At 61.8% G+C, this 19721-nt stretch carries 16 protein-coding genes and 1 pseudogene; 7 read left to right on the forward strand and 10 right to left on the reverse strand.

The window, feature by feature from the left end:
• Nucleotides 1-22: 22 nt before the first annotated feature.
• From folC to NCT05_RS16225, 5 genes and pseudogenes are all read left to right on the forward strand, one after another.
• Nucleotides 23-1333, forward strand: a complete 1311-nt coding sequence (gene folC / locus NCT05_RS16205) for a bifunctional tetrahydrofolate synthase/dihydrofolate synthase (RefSeq protein WP_175983189.1) — start codon at nt 23-25, stop codon at nt 1331-1333.
• 41 nt (nt 1334-1374) lie between these two features.
• The gene (locus NCT05_RS16210; protein ID WP_175983190.1) at nt 1375-2238 is read left to right on the forward strand and encodes an SPOR domain-containing protein; all 864 of its coding nucleotides are present in this window, start codon (nt 1375-1377) and stop codon (nt 2236-2238) included.
• A 9-nt stretch (nt 2239-2247) separates the two neighbouring features.
• Nucleotides 2248-2781 (forward strand): CvpA family protein, encoded by a 534-nt coding sequence (locus NCT05_RS16215; RefSeq protein ID WP_008354036.1) that lies wholly within the window; start codon nt 2248-2250, stop codon nt 2779-2781.
• Between the two features lie 143 nt (nt 2782-2924).
• Complete coding sequence (gene purF / locus NCT05_RS16220; protein ID WP_008354035.1) at nt 2925-4472, forward strand: amidophosphoribosyltransferase; 1548 nt, start codon at nt 2925-2927, stop codon at nt 4470-4472.
• 113 nt (nt 4473-4585) lie between these two features.
• Nucleotides 4586-4687, forward strand: a pseudogene (locus tag NCT05_RS16225) (PLP-dependent transferase); the annotation flags it as partial.
• Here the strand turns inward: NCT05_RS16225 and NCT05_RS16230 are convergent.
• The 10 genes from NCT05_RS16230 to NCT05_RS16275 form a co-directional block, all read right to left on the reverse strand.
• On the reverse strand, nt 4669-5466 hold the full coding sequence (locus NCT05_RS16230; protein ID WP_250460453.1) for a helix-turn-helix transcriptional regulator: 798 nt from the start codon (nt 5464-5466) through the stop codon (nt 4669-4671). The pseudogene NCT05_RS16225 and the gene NCT05_RS16230 overlap by 19 nt on opposite strands.
• A gap of 11 nt (nt 5467-5477) precedes the next feature.
• Complete coding sequence (locus tag NCT05_RS16235) at nt 5478-5819, reverse strand: FKBP-type peptidyl-prolyl cis-trans isomerase (RefSeq protein ID WP_008354031.1); 342 nt, start codon at nt 5817-5819, stop codon at nt 5478-5480.
• Between the two features lie 107 nt (nt 5820-5926).
• The gene (locus NCT05_RS16240; protein ID WP_008354030.1) at nt 5927-7342 is read right to left on the reverse strand and encodes a hypothetical protein; all 1416 of its coding nucleotides are present in this window, start codon (nt 7340-7342) and stop codon (nt 5927-5929) included.
• 84 nt (nt 7343-7426) lie between these two features.
• The gene (locus NCT05_RS16245) at nt 7427-7672 is read right to left on the reverse strand and encodes a hypothetical protein (RefSeq protein WP_250502718.1); all 246 of its coding nucleotides are present in this window, start codon (nt 7670-7672) and stop codon (nt 7427-7429) included.
• Nucleotides 7673-7810: 138 nt separating this feature from the next.
• On the reverse strand, nt 7811-10162 hold the full coding sequence (locus NCT05_RS16250; RefSeq protein ID WP_008354028.1) for a polysaccharide biosynthesis tyrosine autokinase: 2352 nt from the start codon (nt 10160-10162) through the stop codon (nt 7811-7813).
• Nucleotides 10163-10668: 506 nt separating this feature from the next.
• Nucleotides 10669-11772 carry a glycosyl hydrolase gene (locus tag NCT05_RS16255; protein ID WP_250502719.1) on the reverse strand — a complete coding sequence of 368 codons (1104 nt, stop codon included), beginning with the start codon at nt 11770-11772 and terminating at the stop codon, nt 10669-10671.
• Between the two features lie 66 nt (nt 11773-11838).
• Nucleotides 11839-12918, reverse strand: coding sequence for a glycosyltransferase family 4 protein (locus NCT05_RS16260; RefSeq protein WP_175983194.1), 1080 nt, complete (start codon nt 12916-12918; stop codon nt 11839-11841).
• A gap of 10 nt (nt 12919-12928) precedes the next feature.
• Entirely contained in the window at nt 12929-14083 is a 1155-nt protein-coding gene (locus tag NCT05_RS16265; protein WP_008354025.1) for a glycosyltransferase, read from the reverse strand.
• A 414-nt stretch (nt 14084-14497) separates the two neighbouring features.
• The gene (locus NCT05_RS16270) at nt 14498-14659 is read right to left on the reverse strand and encodes a hypothetical protein (RefSeq protein ID WP_160297408.1); all 162 of its coding nucleotides are present in this window, start codon (nt 14657-14659) and stop codon (nt 14498-14500) included.
• Nucleotides 14660-14954: 295 nt separating this feature from the next.
• A complete protein-coding gene (locus NCT05_RS16275; RefSeq protein WP_033536876.1) occupies nt 14955-16238 on the reverse strand; it encodes a flippase in 1284 nt (427 codons plus the stop codon).
• Nucleotides 16239-16928: 690 nt separating this feature from the next.
• Here NCT05_RS16275 and NCT05_RS16280 point away from each other — a divergent pair.
• Both NCT05_RS16280 and NCT05_RS16285 read left to right on the forward strand, forming a co-directional pair.
• Nucleotides 16929-18050 carry a sensor histidine kinase gene (locus tag NCT05_RS16280; protein ID WP_350029891.1) on the forward strand — a complete coding sequence of 374 codons (1122 nt, stop codon included), beginning with the start codon at nt 16929-16931 and terminating at the stop codon, nt 18048-18050.
• Between the two features lie 60 nt (nt 18051-18110).
• Nucleotides 18111-19475 (forward strand): hemolysin family protein, encoded by a 1365-nt coding sequence (locus NCT05_RS16285; protein WP_008354020.1) that lies wholly within the window; start codon nt 18111-18113, stop codon nt 19473-19475.
• The last annotated feature ends 246 nt before the right edge of the window (nt 19476-19721 follow it).

Consider the following 19721-nt stretch of genomic DNA (forward strand, 5'->3'; position numbering starts at 1 on the left):
TTTTGTTTTTGCGATCTCGAAAATGAACACATTCCCGACTCTCGACGCCTGGCTCGCCCATCTGGAAGCGGCGCATCCGGTCGGCATCGACATGGGCCTCGCGCGCATCGGCAAGGTGAAGGATGCGCTTGGCCTGCGTTTCGACTGCCCGGTCATCACCGTCGGCGGCACGAACGGCAAGGGCTCGACCTGCGCGATCATCGAAACGATCTTGCTGCGCGCGGGGTATCGCGTCGGTTGCCATACGTCGCCGCATCTGCTGACGTTCAACGAGCGCGCGCGCATCGACGGCGCAGAGGCGAGCGACGCCGATCTGCTCGAACATTTCGCGGCCGTGGAAAAGGCGCGCGCCAGCCTGCCCGAGCCGGTTTCGCTGACGTACTTCGAGTTCACAACGCTTGCGATCCTGCATCTCTTCGCGTCGCGCAAGCTCGACGCGGTGATTCTCGAAGTCGGGCTGGGCGGGCGTCTCGACGCGGTGAATATCGTCGATACGGATTGTGCTGTGATCACGAGCATCGACATCGACCATACGGACTATCTCGGCGACACGCGCGAAAAAATTGGCTTCGAAAAAGCGGGCATATTCCGGACGGGCAAGCCGGCAGTGTGCGGAGATCCGTCGCCGCCGCAGACTCTCATCGAACATGCCGAGGCGATCGGCGCGGACCTGTGGCTCGTCGGACGCGATTTCCGCTACGAAGCCCAGCCGGGCAACGAGCGCCAGCAATGGAGTTATATCGGGCGCGAGCAGCGGCGCTCGGCGCTGGCCTATCCGGCGCTGCGCGGCGCGAATCAGCTCATCAACACGTCGGCGGCGCTGGCCGCGCTCGAAGCGCTGCGCGACCGTCTGCCGGTTTCGGCGCAGGACATTCGCCTTGGCCTTGCGAACGTCGAATTGCCGGGACGCTTCCAGGTGCTGCCGGGCAAGCCGCAAATCATTCTCGACGTTGCGCACAATCCTCACGCAGCCGCCGTGTTGTCGCAAAATCTCGGCAACATGGGCTACTTTCCGTACACTTACGCGGTGTTCGGCGCGATGGGCGACAAGGACATCGAAGGCGTCGTGAAGCAACTCAAGGGCGAGATCGATCACTGGAACGTGACCGCGCTGCCCACGCCGCGCGCCGCGTCGGCGGAGCAACTGGAACACGCATTGCGCGACGCCGGTGTCAACGACAGCGCCGACAGCAGCGTTTCTCGCTTTGAAACACCCGCGGCGGCTTTTCAAGATGCGTTAAGCCGGGCGTCTGAAAATGATAGAATTTTGGTTTTCGGCAGTTTCTACACGGTAGCCGGCGTCATGGCCTACCGTCGAATGCAGCATAACTAGCAGCATCATTGAGACGGTCGGCCGTCAGCACCAAGCGATACATGGGACTCTTTTCGTTCGGCAAGAAAGACGACTCCGGTCGCGACGCATATTCCGATTCATCGCGCGGCTCGCGTCACACCGTCCGCACGGAACGCCGCACGCGCAGATCCGAGCGCACCGACGCCGACGCGATGATGCTCGATCCCACCCTGCCCGAGAAGCAGCGCGCGCGCCGCAGGCTCGTCGGGGCGATCGCGCTGGTGCTCGCCGCCGTCATCGTCCTGCCGATGGTGCTCGATTCGCGTCCGAAGCCCGTCACCGACGACATTTCCATTGATATTCCCAACCGCCCGGCGCCCGCCGCGAAGCAGTCGCGCGACGCCAACGACGCCGACACGCAAGCCGGTGTCGCGCACGACGCGCCGTCGGGTGCGTCGGGCAGTGTTTCCGCCGGCGTGACGCAGCCGCAAGCCGCGGCACCTGCCGCAACGGCAAAGCCCGAGCCGAAGCCGGAAGCGAAGCCTGACGCGAAAGCCGAAGCCAAGCCGGAAGCGAAGCCGTCGAAGCCCGCAGCCGTGGCGAGCCAGAACGCGAAGCCGCAAGCGGCCGAGCCTTCCGAACAAGCCAACGCAAATACCGCGGCGAACGCCGCGGCAGGCGCGGCGAACACGCCGTCGTCGCCGGCGGGCAGCCGCTTCGTGCTGCAGATCGGCCAGTTCGACGACGAAACCGCCGCGCAGAATTGGGTCAACAAGTTGAAGTCCGCGGGTGTGCCCGCATATCTCGAACATCGCAAGCAGTCGGACGGCGCGACCAAGTCGCTGTTGCGCGCGGGGCCGTTCCCGGATCGCGCGTCGGCGCAGGCCGCGCTCGTGAAGGTGCGGCAGGCCGGCCTGGGCGGCGGCACCCGGGCATCGAACTAAGCCGGCTCGATGTTCACCGCTTTTGACTACGCCGTGATGGCCGTGATCGGCCTGTCCGCGCTGCGCGGCATGTGGCGCGGCCTGTTGGCCGAAGCGTTCGGTCTGGTCGGCTGGGTCGCCGCCATTCTGATCGCGGGACGGTTCGTCGGGCTCGTCGTGCCGTATATCCCGTCGACGTGGCCCGGCGGCGCGCTTACGCAGTGGCTCGTGGCGTTCGTGCTGGTGGTCGGGGCGGTGCTGCTCGTATCGAGCGTGCTGTCGGCGCTATTGACGCGCATCACGGAAGTCACCGGCCTGCGCGGCGTGGACCGCTCGTTGGGCTTGCTGTTCGGCCTCGTCAGAGGGGCTATATTGGTAGTTATTCTGGTCGCCCTGGCTGGCCTGACCGAACTGCCTCAGAAAGATTTTTGGCGCAATGCGCTGCTGCGGCCGATGGCCGAGCAAGGCGTGCGCGAATTGAAACCGCTGCTCCCCGATACGCTCGCCGCGTATGTGCACGTCGCTCCCGAACCGGGCGGCCTGGCGCCCAACGCCGCACAATAGACGAACGGCCGGCTACACGAGGAACGCGCGACGGCTCGAAGACGCTTCGCCCCGGCCACGTCACGGCCAGTTTTTGAGAGAAGCGTCGAAGAGATCCGGGCAACGCCTTGTCTACCCGTTTCGACTCTTTGAAGGACCATGCCATGTGCGGCATCGTAGGTGTAGTTTCCCAAAGTCCCGTCAATCAGCTGATCTATGACAGCTTGCTCCTGCTCCAGCATCGCGGACAGGACGCGGCGGGCATCGCCACGGCGAACGGCAATAACTTCCACATGCACAAAGCCAACGGCATGGTGCGCGACGTGTTCCGCACGCGCAACATGCGCAGTCTGCCGGGCAACGTCGGCATCGGCCAGGTGCGGTATCCGACCGCCGGGTCCGCATCGAGCGAGGAAGAAGCGCAACCGTTCTACGTGAATGCGCCGTTCGGCATCATCCTCGCGCATAACGGCAATCTGACGAACTGGATGCAGCTGAAGGACGAGATGTTCCGCATCGACCGCCGGCACATCAACACCGCATCCGACACCGAAGTGCTGCTCAACGTCTTCGCGCACGAACTGCAGCTCGCGAGCTCGGGCCTGCAACTCGATGCGACCGCGCTGTGGAAAGCCGTCGCGGGCGTGCATCGCCGTGTGAAGGGCTCGTACGCGATCGTCTCGCTGATCGCGGGCTACGGTCTCGTCGCGTTCCGCGATCCGTTCGGCATTCGTCCGCTTGTGCTCGGCAAGCTCGAAACGTCGACGGGCGTCGAGTGGATGGTCGCGTCGGAATCGGTGGCGATCGAAGGCATCGGCTTCGAATTCGTGCGCGATGTCGAACCGGGCGAAGCGATTTTCATCGACGCGGAAGGCAATCTGCACAGCCACCAATGCGCCGAGAAGCCCGAGCTCAATCCGTGCATTTTCGAGCTCGTGTATCTCGCGCGTCCGGATTCGTGCCTCGACGGCGTGCCGGTCTACAACGCGCGTCTGCGCATGGGCGATTACCTCGCCGAGAAAATCAAGCGCGTGCTGCCGGATGTGCCGATCGACGTCGTCATGCCGATTCCCGACTCGTCGCGCCCCGCCGCGATGCAGGTCGCCGCGAAGCTCGGCGTGGAGTATCGCGAAGGCTTCTTCAAGAACCGCTACGTGGGCCGCACCTTCATCATGCCGGGTCAGGCGGTGCGCAAGAAATCGGTGCGTCAGAAGCTCAACGCGATGGGCATCGAGTTCAAAGGCAAGAACGTGCTGATCGTCGACGATTCCATCGTGCGCGGCACGACCTCGCATGAAATCGTGCAGATGGCCCGCGATGCCGGCGCGAACAAAGTGATCTTCGCGTCCGCCGCGCCGCCGGTGAAGTTCCCGAACGTGTACGGCATCGACATGCCGACGCGCGGCGAACTCGTTGCGCACGGCCGCAGCGATGAGGAAGTCGCACGCATGATCGGCGCGGATTATCTCGTCTATCAGGACGTGGAAGACCTGAAGAACGCGATCCGCGACATCAATCCGGCGTTGAAGGAATTCGAAGCGTCGTGCTTCGACGGCAACTACATCACTGGCGACGTGACGACCGATTATCTCGATCGCATCGAGTCCGCACGTCTTGCGCCGCAATCGCAGTCGGATCGCGATGCTGCGAGCGACGCGCAAGAGGGCGGCATGGCGCGCTCACAGTTGCATTTGCAACTATCGGTCGAGTAAGTTTTCGGCGCTTCGAACGAGCCCGCTTCGTCTGCAAGGACCAAGCGGGCTTTTTTGCGTCTCGAGCCTTCGAGCTTCTGCTTTTCGAGCGCGGCGGAAGCGGCCAAGCGCTTGCGTGGGTGCTGTCGAATGGCATGGAGACGCTCGGGTTGCGCGTCGAGAAGCAATCGGCGAATGCGCTCGAAATCGCGCGCTATCACGCATCCGTCATACGCGCCGGTCTGTCGCGTGAATCGGATGAACCGCCGTTGCGCCATTGCCCCGGCGAGATGCCGAAGCGTTTCGAGAACGCATGCGTGAACGCGCTTTGATCGGCGAAACCGACATCGAGCGCGATATCGGTGAGCGACGCGCGCGAGTCGGCGAGCAACGTCAACGCGGTGTCGAGCCGCAGCCGATGCAGATAGCGATGCGGCGTCTCGCCGAACGCTTCGTTGAAGAGCTGATGAAAGCGCCGCATGCCGAAGCCGCAATGCGCGGCGAGATCGGCGATACGCAGCGGCGCCGATAGTTGCGAACGCAACCATCGGTCGATGCGCGCGAAATCGAGGCCGCGCATCGCGTCGATGGAATCGTCGGTGTCGTGCATCAGCGCGCCGCACAGATGCGCAGCCGCTTGCCATGCGAAGCGGTCCGCGAGATGCGCATCCGCGAGATGCGCGCGACGGGCGACATCGGCGACGGCTTGCGTGATGCGCGGATCGATGACGATCGCGCGCGCCCGTTCGAAGTAGCGCTCGGGCACCGCGACGGACGTGGCGGGCAGATCGAGCACGAGCTGGCGATTGTCGCCCTCGGCCCAGTAATCGTGGCGCGCGCCCGCCGGGATGATCCACGCACCCCTGCAATCGATGCGTGCGCCGTTGCCGTCGACGGCCATCTCCATCGACCCGTCGAGGCCGAGCACGATCTGATGAAAGTCGTGCACGTCCGACGCCTGCGCCGCCTCATAGCGGCGCAACGACACGGCAGGACGATGAAGCGGCGCGCTCATGCGGAAAACGCTCAGACGTCGAGCAGTTCCACTTCGAACACGAGCGTGGCGTTGGGCGGAATCACGCCGCCCGCGCCGCGCGCGCCGTAGCCGAGTTGCGGCGGAATCGTGAGACGGCGCACGCCGCCCACTTTCATGCCCTGCACGCCTTCGTCCCAGCCCTTGATGACCATGCCGCCGCCCAGCACGAAGGCGAAGGGGTCGTTGCGGTCCTTGCTCGAATCGAACTTCTGGCCGTCCGTGAGCCAGCCCGTGTAGTGCACGCTGACGGTCTTGCCGGCGACGGCTTCAGTGCCTTCGCCAACGGTGACGTCTTCGTATTTGAGACCGGAATCGGTCGTGACAGTCGACATGGTTGCTCCCTGGTTGCCCGGTCATCGGCGATGGATGAACCGGTGGTCGAAACCGACATTGTAGAACGTCGCAGGGAAGCGGGCGGCGCCCGGAAGCGCCGCGTCGATTACAGATGACGGCTGTGCGGCCCGAAGCGCGAACCGATGCGTGTGCCGATTTCCGGCCTTACGTGCCGGCCGATCGCGGTGCCGATCGACGCGCCGTCTTGCGAATCATGCATCGCGGCGGCGGCGGCCTGATCGCCGATCTGCTGCCTTGCGATCTTCAGCGCGCGCACGCGGACATAGGCCATCGCGACGAGCGTCCACGGCGCGAGATAGGCGAACTCGGGCACGGACACCATCATCATCGTCCAGGTCGCGGCGCAGCACTGGCGCAGCGCCATGCCGCGCGGATCCCAGTCGAGCTTGAACGCGGGGTACAGCATCAACGCGCTGATGAAGACCGTGCCGATGATGCCGGTATTGACGAGCAGCGTCGAGAAGAGATCGGTCGAGCGCACATAGCCGAAGCCGATGCCGAAGAGCTTATTGAGCGGCGCGAGATCGAGCCACAGTTGCATCGAGTGAAGGAACAGCAGACTGCGGTCGGAGCCCGACTCGGTCTTCGCTTCGAGCTTGTCGGTCACCATCTGCTTGAAGAGCTCGGCGATGTAATCCTGCAGCAGATACCCGATCACGCACAGCACGAAAAGTCCGATCAGCGCCTTCACCGGGTTGATGCCGAGCTTGCGCACGCGGATCAGCGAATACACCGCATAGCCGATCAGCACCGTCGACGAAGTGGTCATCAGAAGCGACAGTCCGATCACCCACACCGGCCAGCGCACGCGCGACGTCGCGTTGAAGTAGACCCAGAACGGGAAGATGGACATGGCGTACATCGACGGCTCGCCTGTCAGCGCTTTCAAGCGCTGGATCGGAAAGCCTTTGATGTCGATCTGCTGGAAGGAACTGCCGTTCACCGTGCCGTCCGAACGCACGATGCCCTTGCCGAACTGATCGCCGAATGCGCGGTTCGAGATGAAGTCGCCCGGCTGTCCCGTCGCGATGAAGTACGCCACTTCGTAAATGCCGTAAATCGCGAGCAGCGTGACGGCCGCGAGAATCCACTGATCCCAGGTCGGCTTGTAATAGTGGTACACATACGCCGCATAGAGCACGACCGCCGCCACGTAAAGCGACTGCGTAAACATGCTCTTGCGCATGATGAACGTGAGGGGATCGGTGTCGTCGACGAGCGAGATCTTGCTGAAGTCGGGATCGAAGGGCGCCATGACGTCCGCGAGCTGGGAGGTGCAGACCATCAGCAGCCAGACCGCGATCGCCGCGATCACGAAGTGCATCCAGTTCTTGCGCGCGCGCCCGCCGAACAGCAGCACGAGCGGCACGGACAGGAAGCACATCAGATAGCCGATCGTCGTGCCCTGAATCGATGGCATGACGAGAAACGACGTCACCGGCATCGCGAAGGCCCAGATTCGGTAGTAGAGGTCGGTCAGCGACGCTTTATCTTTCATCATCGAAGGGTAGGATGCGCCCGCTTCATGACGGGCTGTCGTTCGTTATCGGGAGCAAAACGCCTGCCGGATCGATCGTCGGCACGCTCACACTCTGGGCCGGAGCGTCGCCAGGAGCGCGAGCAGGATCACGAGCGCGGAACGCAGCGACACGAGCGGCGCGCGCCGGATGACGACCGGTTCTTGCACGGGCGGCGGCAACTGCCGCTCGGGTCGCGCCTTTCGCACGCGATGAAAATCGCAATGCGGACACACGCTCAACGTCGCGCCCACTTGCCTGCGGCAACGCGGGCAGTGCACGAGCCGATGCCCGAATGAAAAATGTCCGCTCATATGCGTCTCTCTCATCGACCCGGTTGACGACGTGCTTACATCGAAAGTCCGTGCAGATTCCACCGTTACAACGTGAAGCGCCGCGTGACAGGCACGCGGCGCGATGCTTCATCCGCTGCGCTCGATTATGCGCCGCGGTTAGGTCATCGACTTGAACGTGCTCGTATATGCCGCCGCGTAACCATAACTGCGGCGATTGCTCGGGCGTCGCGGAATCGCGTTGAAGACCGAGCCGACGAGCCTGCCGCCCGAACGCTGCACCTTCTTCACGGTTTCCTCGATCTCTTCCTCGCTCTGGATGCCGGAGCGCAGCACGAGCACGGTCGAACCCGCATCGCTCGCCACGATCGCCGCGTCGGTGACGACGAGGAACGGCGGCGTATCGACGATCACGAGGTCGAACTGATCGCTCATGCGCGCGAGCATGTTGCGGAAGCCCGGCATCATCAAAAGTTCGGAAGGATTCTCCGGATAGCCGCCGCACGACATGAACGACAGTCCCGGCACGCCGACATAACGGATCGCATCGCCGAGCGCGAGTTCGCCCTTCAGCACTTCCGAGAGACCGCCCGGATTCGACTGCTTGAAGAACGATGCGATGTGGCCGCGCCGCATGTCGCCGTCGATCAGCAGCACGCGCAGGCCGATTTCCGCGAGCAGCACCGAAAGATTCGCCGCGACGAAGCTCTTGCCCGCGGACGGAATCGGGCCCGTCAGCATCACGATATTATTCGGCGCATTGGCGAGATCGCGATACAGCTCGGTACGCACCGCACGCAGCGCCTCGACGGCCGGATCGTGCGGGAAGCGCGTCGCCAGCACGCGGGCGTCGCGGTCCGTGTCGGCGACGTGCGGCATCGCGAACGCGTCGTGCTCTGGCAGATGAATATGCGGCAACGCCTTCGGCGCGCCGCCGTCCTGAGCGCCGGAGTAGGTGAGCGGCGCGTGCTCCACGGGCGATACGGCAATCTCGTGATCGAGCATCGCCTGCTGACGGCTATACAGCACTTCGCCCAGTACCGGCACCGAAAGACGGCGCTCGACGAACATCGGATCGGTCACACCGATCATCGCGTGGCGGCGCAGGAAGATGAAGAACGTGCCGATGAAAAAGCCGAGACCCGTGCCCGCGGCGATCACGAGCGCCTTGTTCGGTTTCACCGGACGATACGGACGCAGCGCGTTATCGACGATATGCGCGCCGCCGCTCGTGCTTGCGCGGCGCACGGACAGCTCTTGCGCCTTGTTCACCATCCCCATGTAGATGGTTTCGGCCACGCGCGCATCGCGCGTGAGCGTCGCGTTCTGGCGCTCGGACGAGGGCATGCTGTCGAAGCGCTGCTGAATCTGCTTGTTCGATGCTTCGAGCTCCGCGATCTGCTGATCGAGATTGACGACTTGCGGGCTGGTGGGCTGGAAACGCTGCAAGAGTTGCGTGCGTTGCAGCTTGAGCGTCGCGAGTTGCTGCATCGACGTGATGCTGCCTTGCAGATAGGCCTGCGCTTCGTTGAGCGGCGTCACCGATTGCGACTTCGAACGGAACGCGCTCAAGTTGCTTTCCGCGCGACGCAGATCGCTTTCGAGGCGCGGCAATTCTCCGCGAATGAATTCGAGCGTCTTCGTGTCGTTGGCCTGACGCGCGTGCACGGCTGCCGTCAGATACGCCTGGCCGAGCGCGTTCGCGACATCGGCGGTCAGCGCGGGATCGTCGGCGTTGAACGTGATCTGCACGACGCCCGTGTCTTTCGCGGACTCGGCGACCTTCATCGTCTTCTTCATCATCGCGATCGCGTCGAGCGTGTTGAGGCGCGTCACGTCGAAGTGCACGCCCGGATGACCGAGCGCGCTATTGACGAGAATGGACACGCCGTTCGCCGATGCCGGACGACCGATCGTGCCACGCACGAGCACCGCGCCGTCGGGGTCGCGGAGTTCGTACTGGTTGTTGTCGAGCAGAACGAAGTCGAGCTTCTGGTCTTCGAGCGAAGGCGGCACATCGAGGCGGCCGATCTGCAGCGACTCGCCGCCCCATCCGTACGAATCCATGCCGAACCATGCCGGGGAGAGATGTCCCTTCTTCGCGAACAACGAAGCGATCTGACCGAGCACCGGGAACGTGTCCGGCTTGACCTTGATGTCGAAGTGGAACTGTTTCACGACCGGTTCGAGCACGGAGCGGCTCTGCATCACGGAGATTTCCGCGGGCGCGAGCTGCGTGGCCGTGGGTTGAGCCTGCTGCATCTGCGCCTGGTTTTGCGGCGCGATGCCGAGCGCGTTCGGATCAGGTGGATCGACCCGCACCACGACATCCGACGAATAGATGGGCGTGGCAAGAAACGCATAGGCGGTCGCGAGCGCGGCCGTGATCCCGATGAACAGGAACAGCATGCCAAGGTGATCGCGCAGGAGCCTGAGCATGTCGCCCGCGGTGAATTCGCCGTCGTCCTTGCCAGGGCGCGAGGATCCGGAGTTGACATAGAGGGTGTTCAATGGCGCGTCCTCAGTTCGATAAGTCGATAAGTTGAGCGTTGTTTCCCGGGCCGAGAAAAAACAGAAAGCCCGCGCGACATGTCCGCGGTACGTCTTACGTGTTATTTGATCCGGCGCAGGGCCGTCGGAACTTCCAGACAGACTAAAGACGCGAAAGGCTCTTAAAAGCGGGCGAAGCGCGCGATGCTTCGAGTTCGCGTGACGAAGCGCGTTGGCTCGTCGGAGTGCGATATTCCTTGGAAGCACACTCCGTGCCTCGGAACCGCGTCTCGGGATTCGGCGGATGAAACTCGCGAAGCCCTACGAATCGCTTGCTGTAAAACGATACGTTGAGTCCGGAAAAAACGGTGCTGAATCTATCTTCCGGACACAAACTGCATGCGTCTGTTATGTAGCGAACGTTGCGGGCGTCATAAGGGTGGGGTCCCCCGTTGCGCAAGCCCATTTTCACGCGATAATCGCAAGTTCCGCCCATACTTCATTCGTAACACGAATAGATTGCGGTTTCATGGCATCGGATTGGCCTTGATGAAGTCGCGCACCGTATTGAAGCGCGATTTGCGCGTTTTACCGTCATCGTGGATCACGCCGTAGTTGCCATCGCCGCCAAAGCGCTGATCGTCGTATAGCTCGTACAACGTCACGTTCTGGATGTTGTAGGTCTTCGCGAGCGACACGAATCCCTTCAATGCGTCCTTGCCGATGAGATAGCCCCCCGGGTCCGCGTGCGTGGGCCGCACGCCGTACTCGGTGATCCAGATCGGCTTGCCATAACTGTCGCGCAGGCGTTCGAGCACGTTGACCTTCTTGTCGCCCGCCGCCGTGATCGAACCCATGTTCGAATACCAATGCCATGCAGTGATATCCCACTGCGGAATCGGATGGCCGCGCGAGCCGTCGGGCTGCGTGCCCGCATACAGCATGTCCGTGAAGCCGTAATGCAGCCAGCTGAACGACGTCAGCAGGATCTTCGCGTCGGGATTCGTCTCACGTATGCCTTTGATCAGACCGAGGATCGAGCCGCGCGCTTTCATGAACATCGCGTTGTCGTAGTCCTGCGGATGCTCGCCGCTGCGATCCGAGCCGAGTATCGACCAGTTGTCGTATTCGTTGCCGACCTGGTAGTACGTTACGAGTCCCTTCAGCACGCTTCCCGCCGTCTTGCCGAGCGCATAGCCTCGCTCGAAAGTTTCCTGCTCGTTCGCGCGCTTTTCCGGCTCGAAGGGCGTGACGAGCGCGAGTACGCCGATGCATTGCTTCGCCGCCGCGCGCGCGAAATCCGCCACCATATGCGCGCTTCGTTCACTCGATACATCCTGCGCATACATCGTGACGCCGAGATCGCGGAGCTGTGAAATCTGCAAGTCGTAATCGCTCGTGCCGTAGGCGCCGTGATGTTCCAGATGTCCCGCGATGCCGTAGAACACACCCGTCGATCCGTTTCCGCACGCGATCCTGGGCGTCGCGCTGCTCACGGCGTCCGCCTTGTGCGTTGCCGAGTGCTTGCTGGAATAGGCGTCGGACGTGCCGCTGCGCGCATAGATCAGAACGGATGCGCAGCACAGCGCACCGAAGAGCGAGACGGCAGCCACCAGAGTTCGCATCGACATTCGGCCCTCATGTAAGCGCGCGCCGTGCTTCGGCGGGCGCGTGGGAATGATGTGACGTCGTTGCCATCATGGCTTGTCGATGAACTGCATCAGCAAGCGGGCGCTTTCCGTCCACCGGAAGCGCTCGGCATGCGCGAGGCCGCGACGTCTCAGGTCTTCGCTCAGTTCAGGCGAATCCAGCAGCTCGCGCAACTTGTTCGAAATGTCTTCGACCGAGTACGGGTCGCAATAGATCGATGCATCGCCGCACGTTTCCGGCAATGCGGCCGCGCGTCCGACGAGTGTCGGGCAACCGTTGCGCATGGCTTCGAGCGGCGGAATGCCAAAGCCTTCGTAGATTGAAGGATAGAGGAAGCACGCCGCATTCTGGTAGAGCGCCCGCAGTTTTTCGTCGCTGACATAGCCCGCCTGCTTGATGTTCGGCGCGCTCGACAGATCGTGCGCCTTGCCGAAGATCGCGGCGTTCTTCATGCCGACGATCACGAGATCGATCGACGGATCGCTCAGACGCATGAACGCCTCGACGAGGCGCTTGAAGTTCTTCGTCGGATTCATGCTGCTCACGGCGAGCACGTAACGCCGCTTCGTGAGCTTGAGCTCGTCGATCACCGAAAGATCGGGCGTGATCTGATCGAGGTGATCGGCCGCGAGCGGCACCACGCCGATACGCTCCGCCGGCACGCCGACATGATGCGCGAGCCGGTCGCGCGAGAACTTCGAATTCGTCAGCACGCAGCTCGACGTGCGCGCGAGAATCCAGAACATCACGTGATACCAGGTGCGAAACTTCCACGAAAAATGCGCGGGCGTATCGAACACCGCGGCATCGTGCATGTAGATGATCTGGTTCGGGCGGAAGATGGAACCCGAGTTCGAAAGATTCACGATACGCGAGCGCCCCGCGAAGAGCGGCAGGACGATCTGCTCCCAGAAGACGCCCTTGCCGAAGCCGAGCTTGACGGTCTGAACGCCTTGCACGGGATCGAGTCCGTCCTGCGGCGGCACCGCGAGCGTCACATGCGAGCCTTGCGGCAACTTTCCTAGCGCGGCGACGAGTTCGCGCGCGACGCGTTGCACGCCGGTGGTCTTCTGGCTCGTGAAGCGGCCGTTATAGACGAGCTTGTTCGTGGCGATTGTCGTATCCATGTGCAGGGCGTCAGAACTGTGAATCGGAGCTGGTTTCATACGATGCAACCTCATTCGCGCCGAGCGGCTCGCGCGTGGGCTTGTCGGAGCCGAACTCGTACATCGAAAGCCATTGACGGAAGATCGCGTCCATCGAGAAGCGCTTGCTTGCGGATGCTCTCGCTGCGGCCCCCATGCGTGCGCGCAACGACGGGTCATCGCGCAACATCGCGATGTACTTCGCCATATCCTCCATGTTCGATGCAACGAAGCCGGTCACGCCGTGCTGCACGACATCGCGATTGCCGACCACGTCGGTGACGACGGCGGGAATGCCCGCGACCTGCGCCTCGATGAGTGCGATAGGCATGCCTTCCCACCGGGACGTCTGCACATAGATATCGAGCCCAGCCGTGAGTTCGAGCGCCCGATCGCGCGTGACCCAGCCGCTGCACGCGACGGCATCCTTCGGCGTGCCGGCGGGCAATTCGGTTTCGTTGCCGCCGATCCACAGGAAGCGCACCGAAGGGTTGGACAACTCGCTCGCGAGCTTCACGAACGCTTCATGGTTCTTTTGAAACATCGCACGGCCGCTCATGCCGATGACGATGCCGCCCGCGTTCGTGTCGACGCGCGGCGGAATCTCCGGAACGTTCACGCCGTTTTCGATCATGCGGGCACGTCGCGCATGCATCTTCGTTTCGATCTCGGAGAGCTCGCTTTTCGAACACGCGACGATGGTGCCGCCGAGCTTCGCGGCGATGCGCTCGAAGCTCAGATAAGCAAACTGCTTCGCGGGCGACACGTCGCGGCGCAGGAACGCGAGACCGTGCGGCGAATAGAACACGCGTGCGCGCGGCGCGGCGATGCGCGCGGCCGCGCGTCCGAGAACGCCCGCCTTCGACGAATGCAGATGGATCACCGATGGATCGCACTCCTTCAACTTGCGGACGAGGCTCCAGAGACTCGTCAGGTCATTCTTCACGCTCACTTCGCGGAACATGCTGACGTAGGTTAGCTTTACTGCCGGATGGAAGAGCTTGGCGAAATTATTGGGTGTTTCTTGCCGGATCGAATGAAGGATCGTTACGCCGACGCCAGCGGCCGCCGCGCGATTGGAAAGCTGCGTCAGCATGGACAGTACACCGCCGCCGAAGGCTTCGGTGATATGGACGATCTCTTTCATATTCAACTCTTCGAATGGCGTTGCGCCGAGCGCCCGCGGCGATACGCAATGAGAAGGAATGGTCTAGTCGTTATGGAAAATGACGTGACACGTTCACGCAGGGCGAACGCATCCGAAGCGGCGGTTTATGGCCACTTCGAGGAACGCGTCAAAAAGCCGGGATATGCGTGGCGAGTACTAATCGCACGATTTGAATACGCGTCCGAAAAGCACACACGAGATCCGGCATAGCATTACTCGTTCCTTGCGCACGGGGATGCCAAGAGCCCCGTCAAGCCTGATGACAAGCCTGGATTTACCTGCCGCAAGCTCCCGGACCAATCAGCTTTGGTCGGATGGGCGCCCCGATGTCGGTCTTTTTTGGAAACATCGTGAAGTCAGCGAAATCGTGCTGACGAATACGGAAAATAAAGCTTATTTGGCGGCCGCAGCATTCTGCTGAGCTATCGCCGTCTCGCAAATCTGCAGAAGGATCTGCAGATCCTTGAGCGGTACCGCGACCGACTGCATGCGCAGGCTCTCGGCCTGATCGGCCAGCCTTTGTACATGCTCGACCGACATTTCTTCTGTTTCCATTCTGCAGGCTCTCTTAATTAAATGCTGCTCATACCATTAAGATAACGACTCGACCTGCATAGGTCGGTTCGTTGACTCACATACTTAAATGCAACTTTGGAGTAGAGCGCAAGTCGAAAGCATCCGCTGCGCTCTTCGGGTGCAAAACAAAGCTTTGTTAAAGCGCGTGATTCGATAAATGCGTTACCATTAGAATCACTTGTTACTGTTTTTAACACGCCAGTTTCACATTTATGGAAAAGCGAATATGCAGCCTGGGAAAGCTTATTAGCTACGACGTATTTCCCCATAGGGTTCACGTCGTTTCAGACCCGGCACTTCCTCCCGCGATCGGGCGCTGACGCTTGAGCAACGGCACGCCTTGCAGATGCAGCGTGAAGGCCATGGCCGCAGCAACCAGCGTCTCGACGATCAGCACCGTAGCCGCCGCGCCTTGCTCGCCGAAGAGCTTCGCCAGCACGGCAAGCAAGCTGAAATTCAGTACCGCGGAGGCCATCAGCACGCGGCTGAACTGTGCCTTCATGCCGAGCGGCAGCATCGTCTGAACACCGAACAGATCCGTCAGGCCGACCATCAACGGCACGAATGCCATCCAGCGCAACACCTCTACGGTAGGCAAGAACTTCGGCCCATACAAGAGTTTTACTGCAAGCGGCGCGCCGAAGAAGATGCACACCGAGATCAGCGACACGATCAGGCCTTGCACGACGAACATCTTGCGCAGGAATGCAAACGCATCATCCTTTGCGTGATGCATGAGAAAGCTCACGCGCGGATAGGCCGCGGTCTTGAGCGGCTGAAGCATGTTCAACGCGGCACGGATCAGCTTGTCGGCCGCGGCGAAATAACCTGCTGCAACATTACCCGAAATAAATGTCAGGAGCACGATGTTGCTCGATGCATAGATGTCGACGATCGACGTCGCCATGAATACGCTCCATCCGTCCTTCAGACGAACGACGATGGTACGGAGCGACACGCGCACGAAGTCGAGCTCGCGCCGCAGATAAAGGTACGTGCAAATCGCGATGCCCGACAGCAGCGGCACCAGAGCATTGACGGCCATCGCCTTATGGACATCGTCATGCTCGCGCACGAAGAGATACATCGCAGGAATGCTGAGGGCACGTCCGATGAATACGAACAGGCTCAACATGCCGAGATCTTCGATGCCCTGAAAGTACCACGTCGGAATTAACATTGCACCGACTGCCTGACCATAGCCGATGAGAAGCAACTCGCGGTTCTCTTGCAGATAAGGTACGACCGACGTCAGCGCGATGACAACGAAGAAGCCAGCTAATGCAAGCGCGGCCTGCGTGACGATGGTTTCCCAGAACAGCTTCGAGCGCATTTCGCGGCTCTGACGATTGATCGAGATCTTCGGCGTCGCGGTCAGCGAAAAGCTGTAATTGGTGATTGAGATGAAGTATGCGGTGAAGGCGAGGCCGAACGAAAGGCGTCCGTATTCGCTGGGGCCGAGGACGCGTGCGAGCCATGGCAGCGTCAGCAACGGTGCGAGGTATGTGGATACCTGCAGCGTCATCAATATCGTGAAGTTCTTTCGAAATGAAGCCATTGAACGGTTTTTCCCCGGCTTTAGCGCAGCTTGATTTTATGACTATGACGCAGGGCTACGAACCCTGCATGCTCGCCCGTTACGGGCGGGCCATTGCGTGACAACGCATGAAGCGATTAGTTTCGCTCGTACGTATTGCCGTCAATGCGGCGCGGGCCAAAGAGGTCTGCGCACTTGTGCCTTGGCCTGGCATCAAGCGCGCTGAAGTTGAACGAAATGCGCCGGTTCCGGACCGTCGTACACTTCCGGAGAGTGCGCTGTCTGTGCGACAGAAGCTATTTAACAAGGAAAACCCGTATTTGTCAGTGGGTTTGCACACGTAACACGATGATCGGATGCGATCGTTCGATTGAAATTTTCGCGAAGTGCTGGTAAGCGAAAGGCGCGTGAACCACGAGGCCTTCCCTTCCGACACATGACGTGTCGCAATAGTTCGCCGATAGCATCTTGTGCGAGCGTCGAATGAAAACGCATGCGCATGATGCCGAATCGGTCGTGCACGCGAATTGCTGCGAGCGGCGCAGCGGAGCGCGTTGCGCACCGCTGCCGCAGGCGTGGTAGGCGCTCACATATAATGACTTGCAAGGTTTCTCGCGCGTCCTCGTTCGTCAGGCCAATACGCGCACTGCTACTACGCATCCAGCTTCCGCGACATCAACCGCAACACCGATACACCAAGGATCCACAACCGTGACAACGTCTTTTTCCAGTACGGTCGAACCCGAAGGCGACAAGTCCTTCGATGCGGCCGTCGCAGGAAACGACGGCGTGCTGGTGCTCGACGCCGCCCAGCGATGCCTCTCCGCCGACTCCGTTCTCGCTCATCTCTTCGATCTCGATCCCGCCGCGCTGAACGGCCGCGCACTCGCCGACACGCCGTTGCCGCGGCCGCTCACTGCGGTGCTCGCCGAGGCTGCCGATGCCGCGCTCGCAGGCAACGGCACGCGTCGCGCGCATGTGAGCTTCGGCGAAGACGACGCGCGGCGCGCCTTCTCGATCATCGCGCTGCCGGGCCCGGATTGCGTGACGCTGATCGTATCGCCGGCGAACGCGCCGGACGGCGAGCCCAGCGCAAAGGATCGCATCGCGCATCTGCGAGCCGAGGCTGCGCTTTTCATGCGCGATCATGTGCTGTCGGTCGTATCGCACGATTTGCGCGGCCCGCTCAACGCAATTCATAGCTGGGGTTATGTGCTGGAGCGCAAGGTCGACGCCAACGATGCCGCCGCGCAGCGCGCGCTCGCGGGCATTCGCTCGGGCGTCGAGCAACAGGTGAAGCTCATCGAGCAATCGGTCGATACGACGCGCGCCGAGACCAAGGCGCTACAGGTCGCGCTCGCGCCGGTCGCGTTGCGACCACTTCTGGAAAAGAGCGCGGCGCTCGCGCGTGCCGGCGTCGCGCGCGCGCGTGACGTGACGATCGACATCGATTCGCCGCTCGCGGAAGAACAAGTCGAAGGCGATGGCGAACGTCTGTTGCAGACGCTCTGGCTCATGCTCGCGTTCGCCGCCGAAGCGAGTCCCGCGGGCGCGACGGTGCGTGTGTCGAGCAACGTCGAGGGCAGCATGTGGCGCACGGACGTGCAATTCACGGCATCGGCACAGGCGCTCAGCGATACGGCCTCGCCGCACGTGCTCGAAGCGTTCGCGCGGCGTCAGGCGCTCGAGCCGCGCGAAGGCGGACGCATCGCATGGGGCCTCGCATTGTGCAAGCGCGTGTCGGAGGCGCATGGCGGCGCGTTCGAGCACAGCGATATCGCCGACAACGCCGAAGTGACGTTATCGGTGCGCGTGCCGGTCGCGGGCATGTAATTGACTTTCGATCAGCTGTCACCCATATACTGACGCTTTCCACTTTCGAAGAGAGTTGCTTTGGCTCAGGTTGTCGCGCTGATCGGCGCATTGTTGCTCGTCGCGTTGAATGGTTTCTTCGTCGCGGCGGAGTTCGGGCTCGTCAAGCTGCGGGCCACGCGCGTCAAGGCCTTGGCACGCACCAATGGCTTGCCTGGCCGACTGCTCGCAAAGGTGCACGGGCAGCTCGACGCTTATCTTTCCGCATGTCAGCTCGGCATCACGCTGGCATCGCTCGGACTCGGCTGGATCGGTGAGCCCGCGTTCGCGGCGCTGCTTCATCCGCTCTTTGCACTGCTCGGCGTCGAGTCGGAGAAGCTGATCGACTCGATCTCGCTCTTCTTCGCGTTTTCCGTCATTTCGTTCCTGCATATCGTCGTTGGCGAACTGGCGCCGAAGTCGTGGGCCATCCGTCGCGCGGAACAGGTGGGCCTGTGGCTTGCCACGCCGCTATATGGCTTTTACTGGCTGATGTATCCGTTCATCTGGGTGCTGAATACGAGCGCGAACTTCGTGCTGCGTCTTTTCGGCATTTCGGCCGAACATGGTCACGACGCGCATTACTCCACGGACGAGCTCAAGCTGATCCTGCGCGGGCGCCGTCATGGCGGCGGCTCCTCGTATAACGAGGACGAGTGGAATACGATCGCGCATTCGCTCGATTTTAGTCGCATGACGGTGTCGGATCTGATGCGTCCGGCGCACGAGCTGGTCGGCTTGCGCAATGATCTGCCGATGCGCGACAACCTCGCCGTGATCGCGCGGCATCGTTTCTCGCGCTATCCGCTTTTCGCCGATGCGTCGGGCGAGCGCGTGATCGGCATGATCCATCTGAAGGACCTTCTGCTTTCAGGCGATGGCGGCGCGCGTGGCATCCACTTCAACTTTTCGAAGGATGCGGTCGGGAAGATCGACAAGCTTTCGCGTCATGTGCGGCCGGTGCAGTACGTTGCGCCGAATCTGTCGGCGCTCGAGCTGTTTCGGCGCTTTCGCAAGGGCGCGCCGCATCTGGCGATCGTTGGGCGCAAGGGCGCGAAGCCTATCGGTTTCATCACGCTCGATAACCTGCTTGGCGCGCTCGTGGGGCAGATTCACGACGAGTTTCGTCAGGGCGATGCCGATTGGTCGCGCATGGATGACGGCACGTTGATGGGCAAGGGCAGCTTGCCGGTTGTTTCGCTCGAGCGCGCGTTGGGGATCGATATCGATGAAGGACGCGCGGAGTCGGTTGGCGGGCTCGTTATCAATGCTTTGGGCGATTTGCCCAGTGAAGGGCAGCGGGTGGAGTTCGATCGGTTCGATATCGTCGTGAAGAAGATGAAGGGGCCGAGGATTGTGCTGGTTCGGGTGTATCCGCGGGAGGAGGCGCTTGAGGAAGCGGAATGACCTTTTTGGGTTTTTCTTCGCTTTCGCTAGTGATTTCGCCGGATCCCGTTGTCGTGTCGGTCTATTAGCACTGCCCCTGTGCGGGGCGGCACTCACTTTCTTTGCTGCTGCAAAGAAAGTAAGCAAAGAAAGCAGCTCCCGATACGCCCGCGGTCACACGCAATTTGGGTAGTCCTCTCGTCCATCGTGGGCTGCCTAGAGAGTGCCCTCATAGGCCCCATCGGGCTTGGCTCGCGCACGGTCTGT

The sequence above is a fragment of the Caballeronia sp. AZ7_KS35 genome, from assembly GCF_023631045.1.
In the GTDB taxonomy this organism is placed as follows: domain Bacteria; phylum Pseudomonadota; class Gammaproteobacteria; order Burkholderiales; family Burkholderiaceae; genus Caballeronia; species Caballeronia zhejiangensis.

What these genes read in the sequence shown, in the direction of transcription:
- folC (WP_175983189.1), top strand. Translation starts at nt 23, where the DNA reads ATGAACACATTCCCGACTCTCGACGCCTGGCTCGCCCATCTGGAAGCG.
- NCT05_RS16210 (WP_175983190.1), top strand. Translation starts at nt 1,375, where the DNA reads ATGGGACTCTTTTCGTTCGGCAAGAAAGACGACTCCGGTCGCGACGCA.
- NCT05_RS16215 (WP_008354036.1), top strand. Translation starts at nt 2,248, where the DNA reads ATGTTCACCGCTTTTGACTACGCCGTGATGGCCGTGATCGGCCTGTCC.
- purF (WP_008354035.1), top strand. Translation starts at nt 2,925, where the DNA reads ATGTGCGGCATCGTAGGTGTAGTTTCCCAAAGTCCCGTCAATCAGCTG.
- NCT05_RS16230 (WP_250460453.1), bottom strand. Translation starts at nt 5,466, where the DNA reads ATGAGCGCGCCGCTTCATCGTCCTGCCGTGTCGTTGCGCCGCTATGAG.
- NCT05_RS16235 (WP_008354031.1), bottom strand. Translation starts at nt 5,819, where the DNA reads ATGTCGACTGTCACGACCGATTCCGGTCTCAAATACGAAGACGTCACC.
- NCT05_RS16240 (WP_008354030.1), bottom strand. Translation starts at nt 7,342, where the DNA reads ATGATGAAAGATAAAGCGTCGCTGACCGACCTCTACTACCGAATCTGG.
- NCT05_RS16245 (WP_250502718.1), bottom strand. Translation starts at nt 7,672, where the DNA reads ATGAGCGGACATTTTTCATTCGGGCATCGGCTCGTGCACTGCCCGCGT.
- NCT05_RS16255 (WP_250502719.1), bottom strand. Translation starts at nt 11,772, where the DNA reads ATGTCGATGCGAACTCTGGTGGCTGCCGTCTCGCTCTTCGGTGCGCTG.
- NCT05_RS16260 (WP_175983194.1), bottom strand. Translation starts at nt 12,918, where the DNA reads ATGGATACGACAATCGCCACGAACAAGCTCGTCTATAACGGCCGCTTC.
- NCT05_RS16265 (WP_008354025.1), bottom strand. Translation starts at nt 14,083, where the DNA reads ATGAAAGAGATCGTCCATATCACCGAAGCCTTCGGCGGCGGTGTACTG.
- NCT05_RS16270 (WP_160297408.1), bottom strand. Translation starts at nt 14,659, where the DNA reads ATGGAAACAGAAGAAATGTCGGTCGAGCATGTACAAAGGCTGGCCGAT.
- NCT05_RS16275 (WP_033536876.1), bottom strand. Translation starts at nt 16,238, where the DNA reads ATGGCTTCATTTCGAAAGAACTTCACGATATTGATGACGCTGCAGGTA.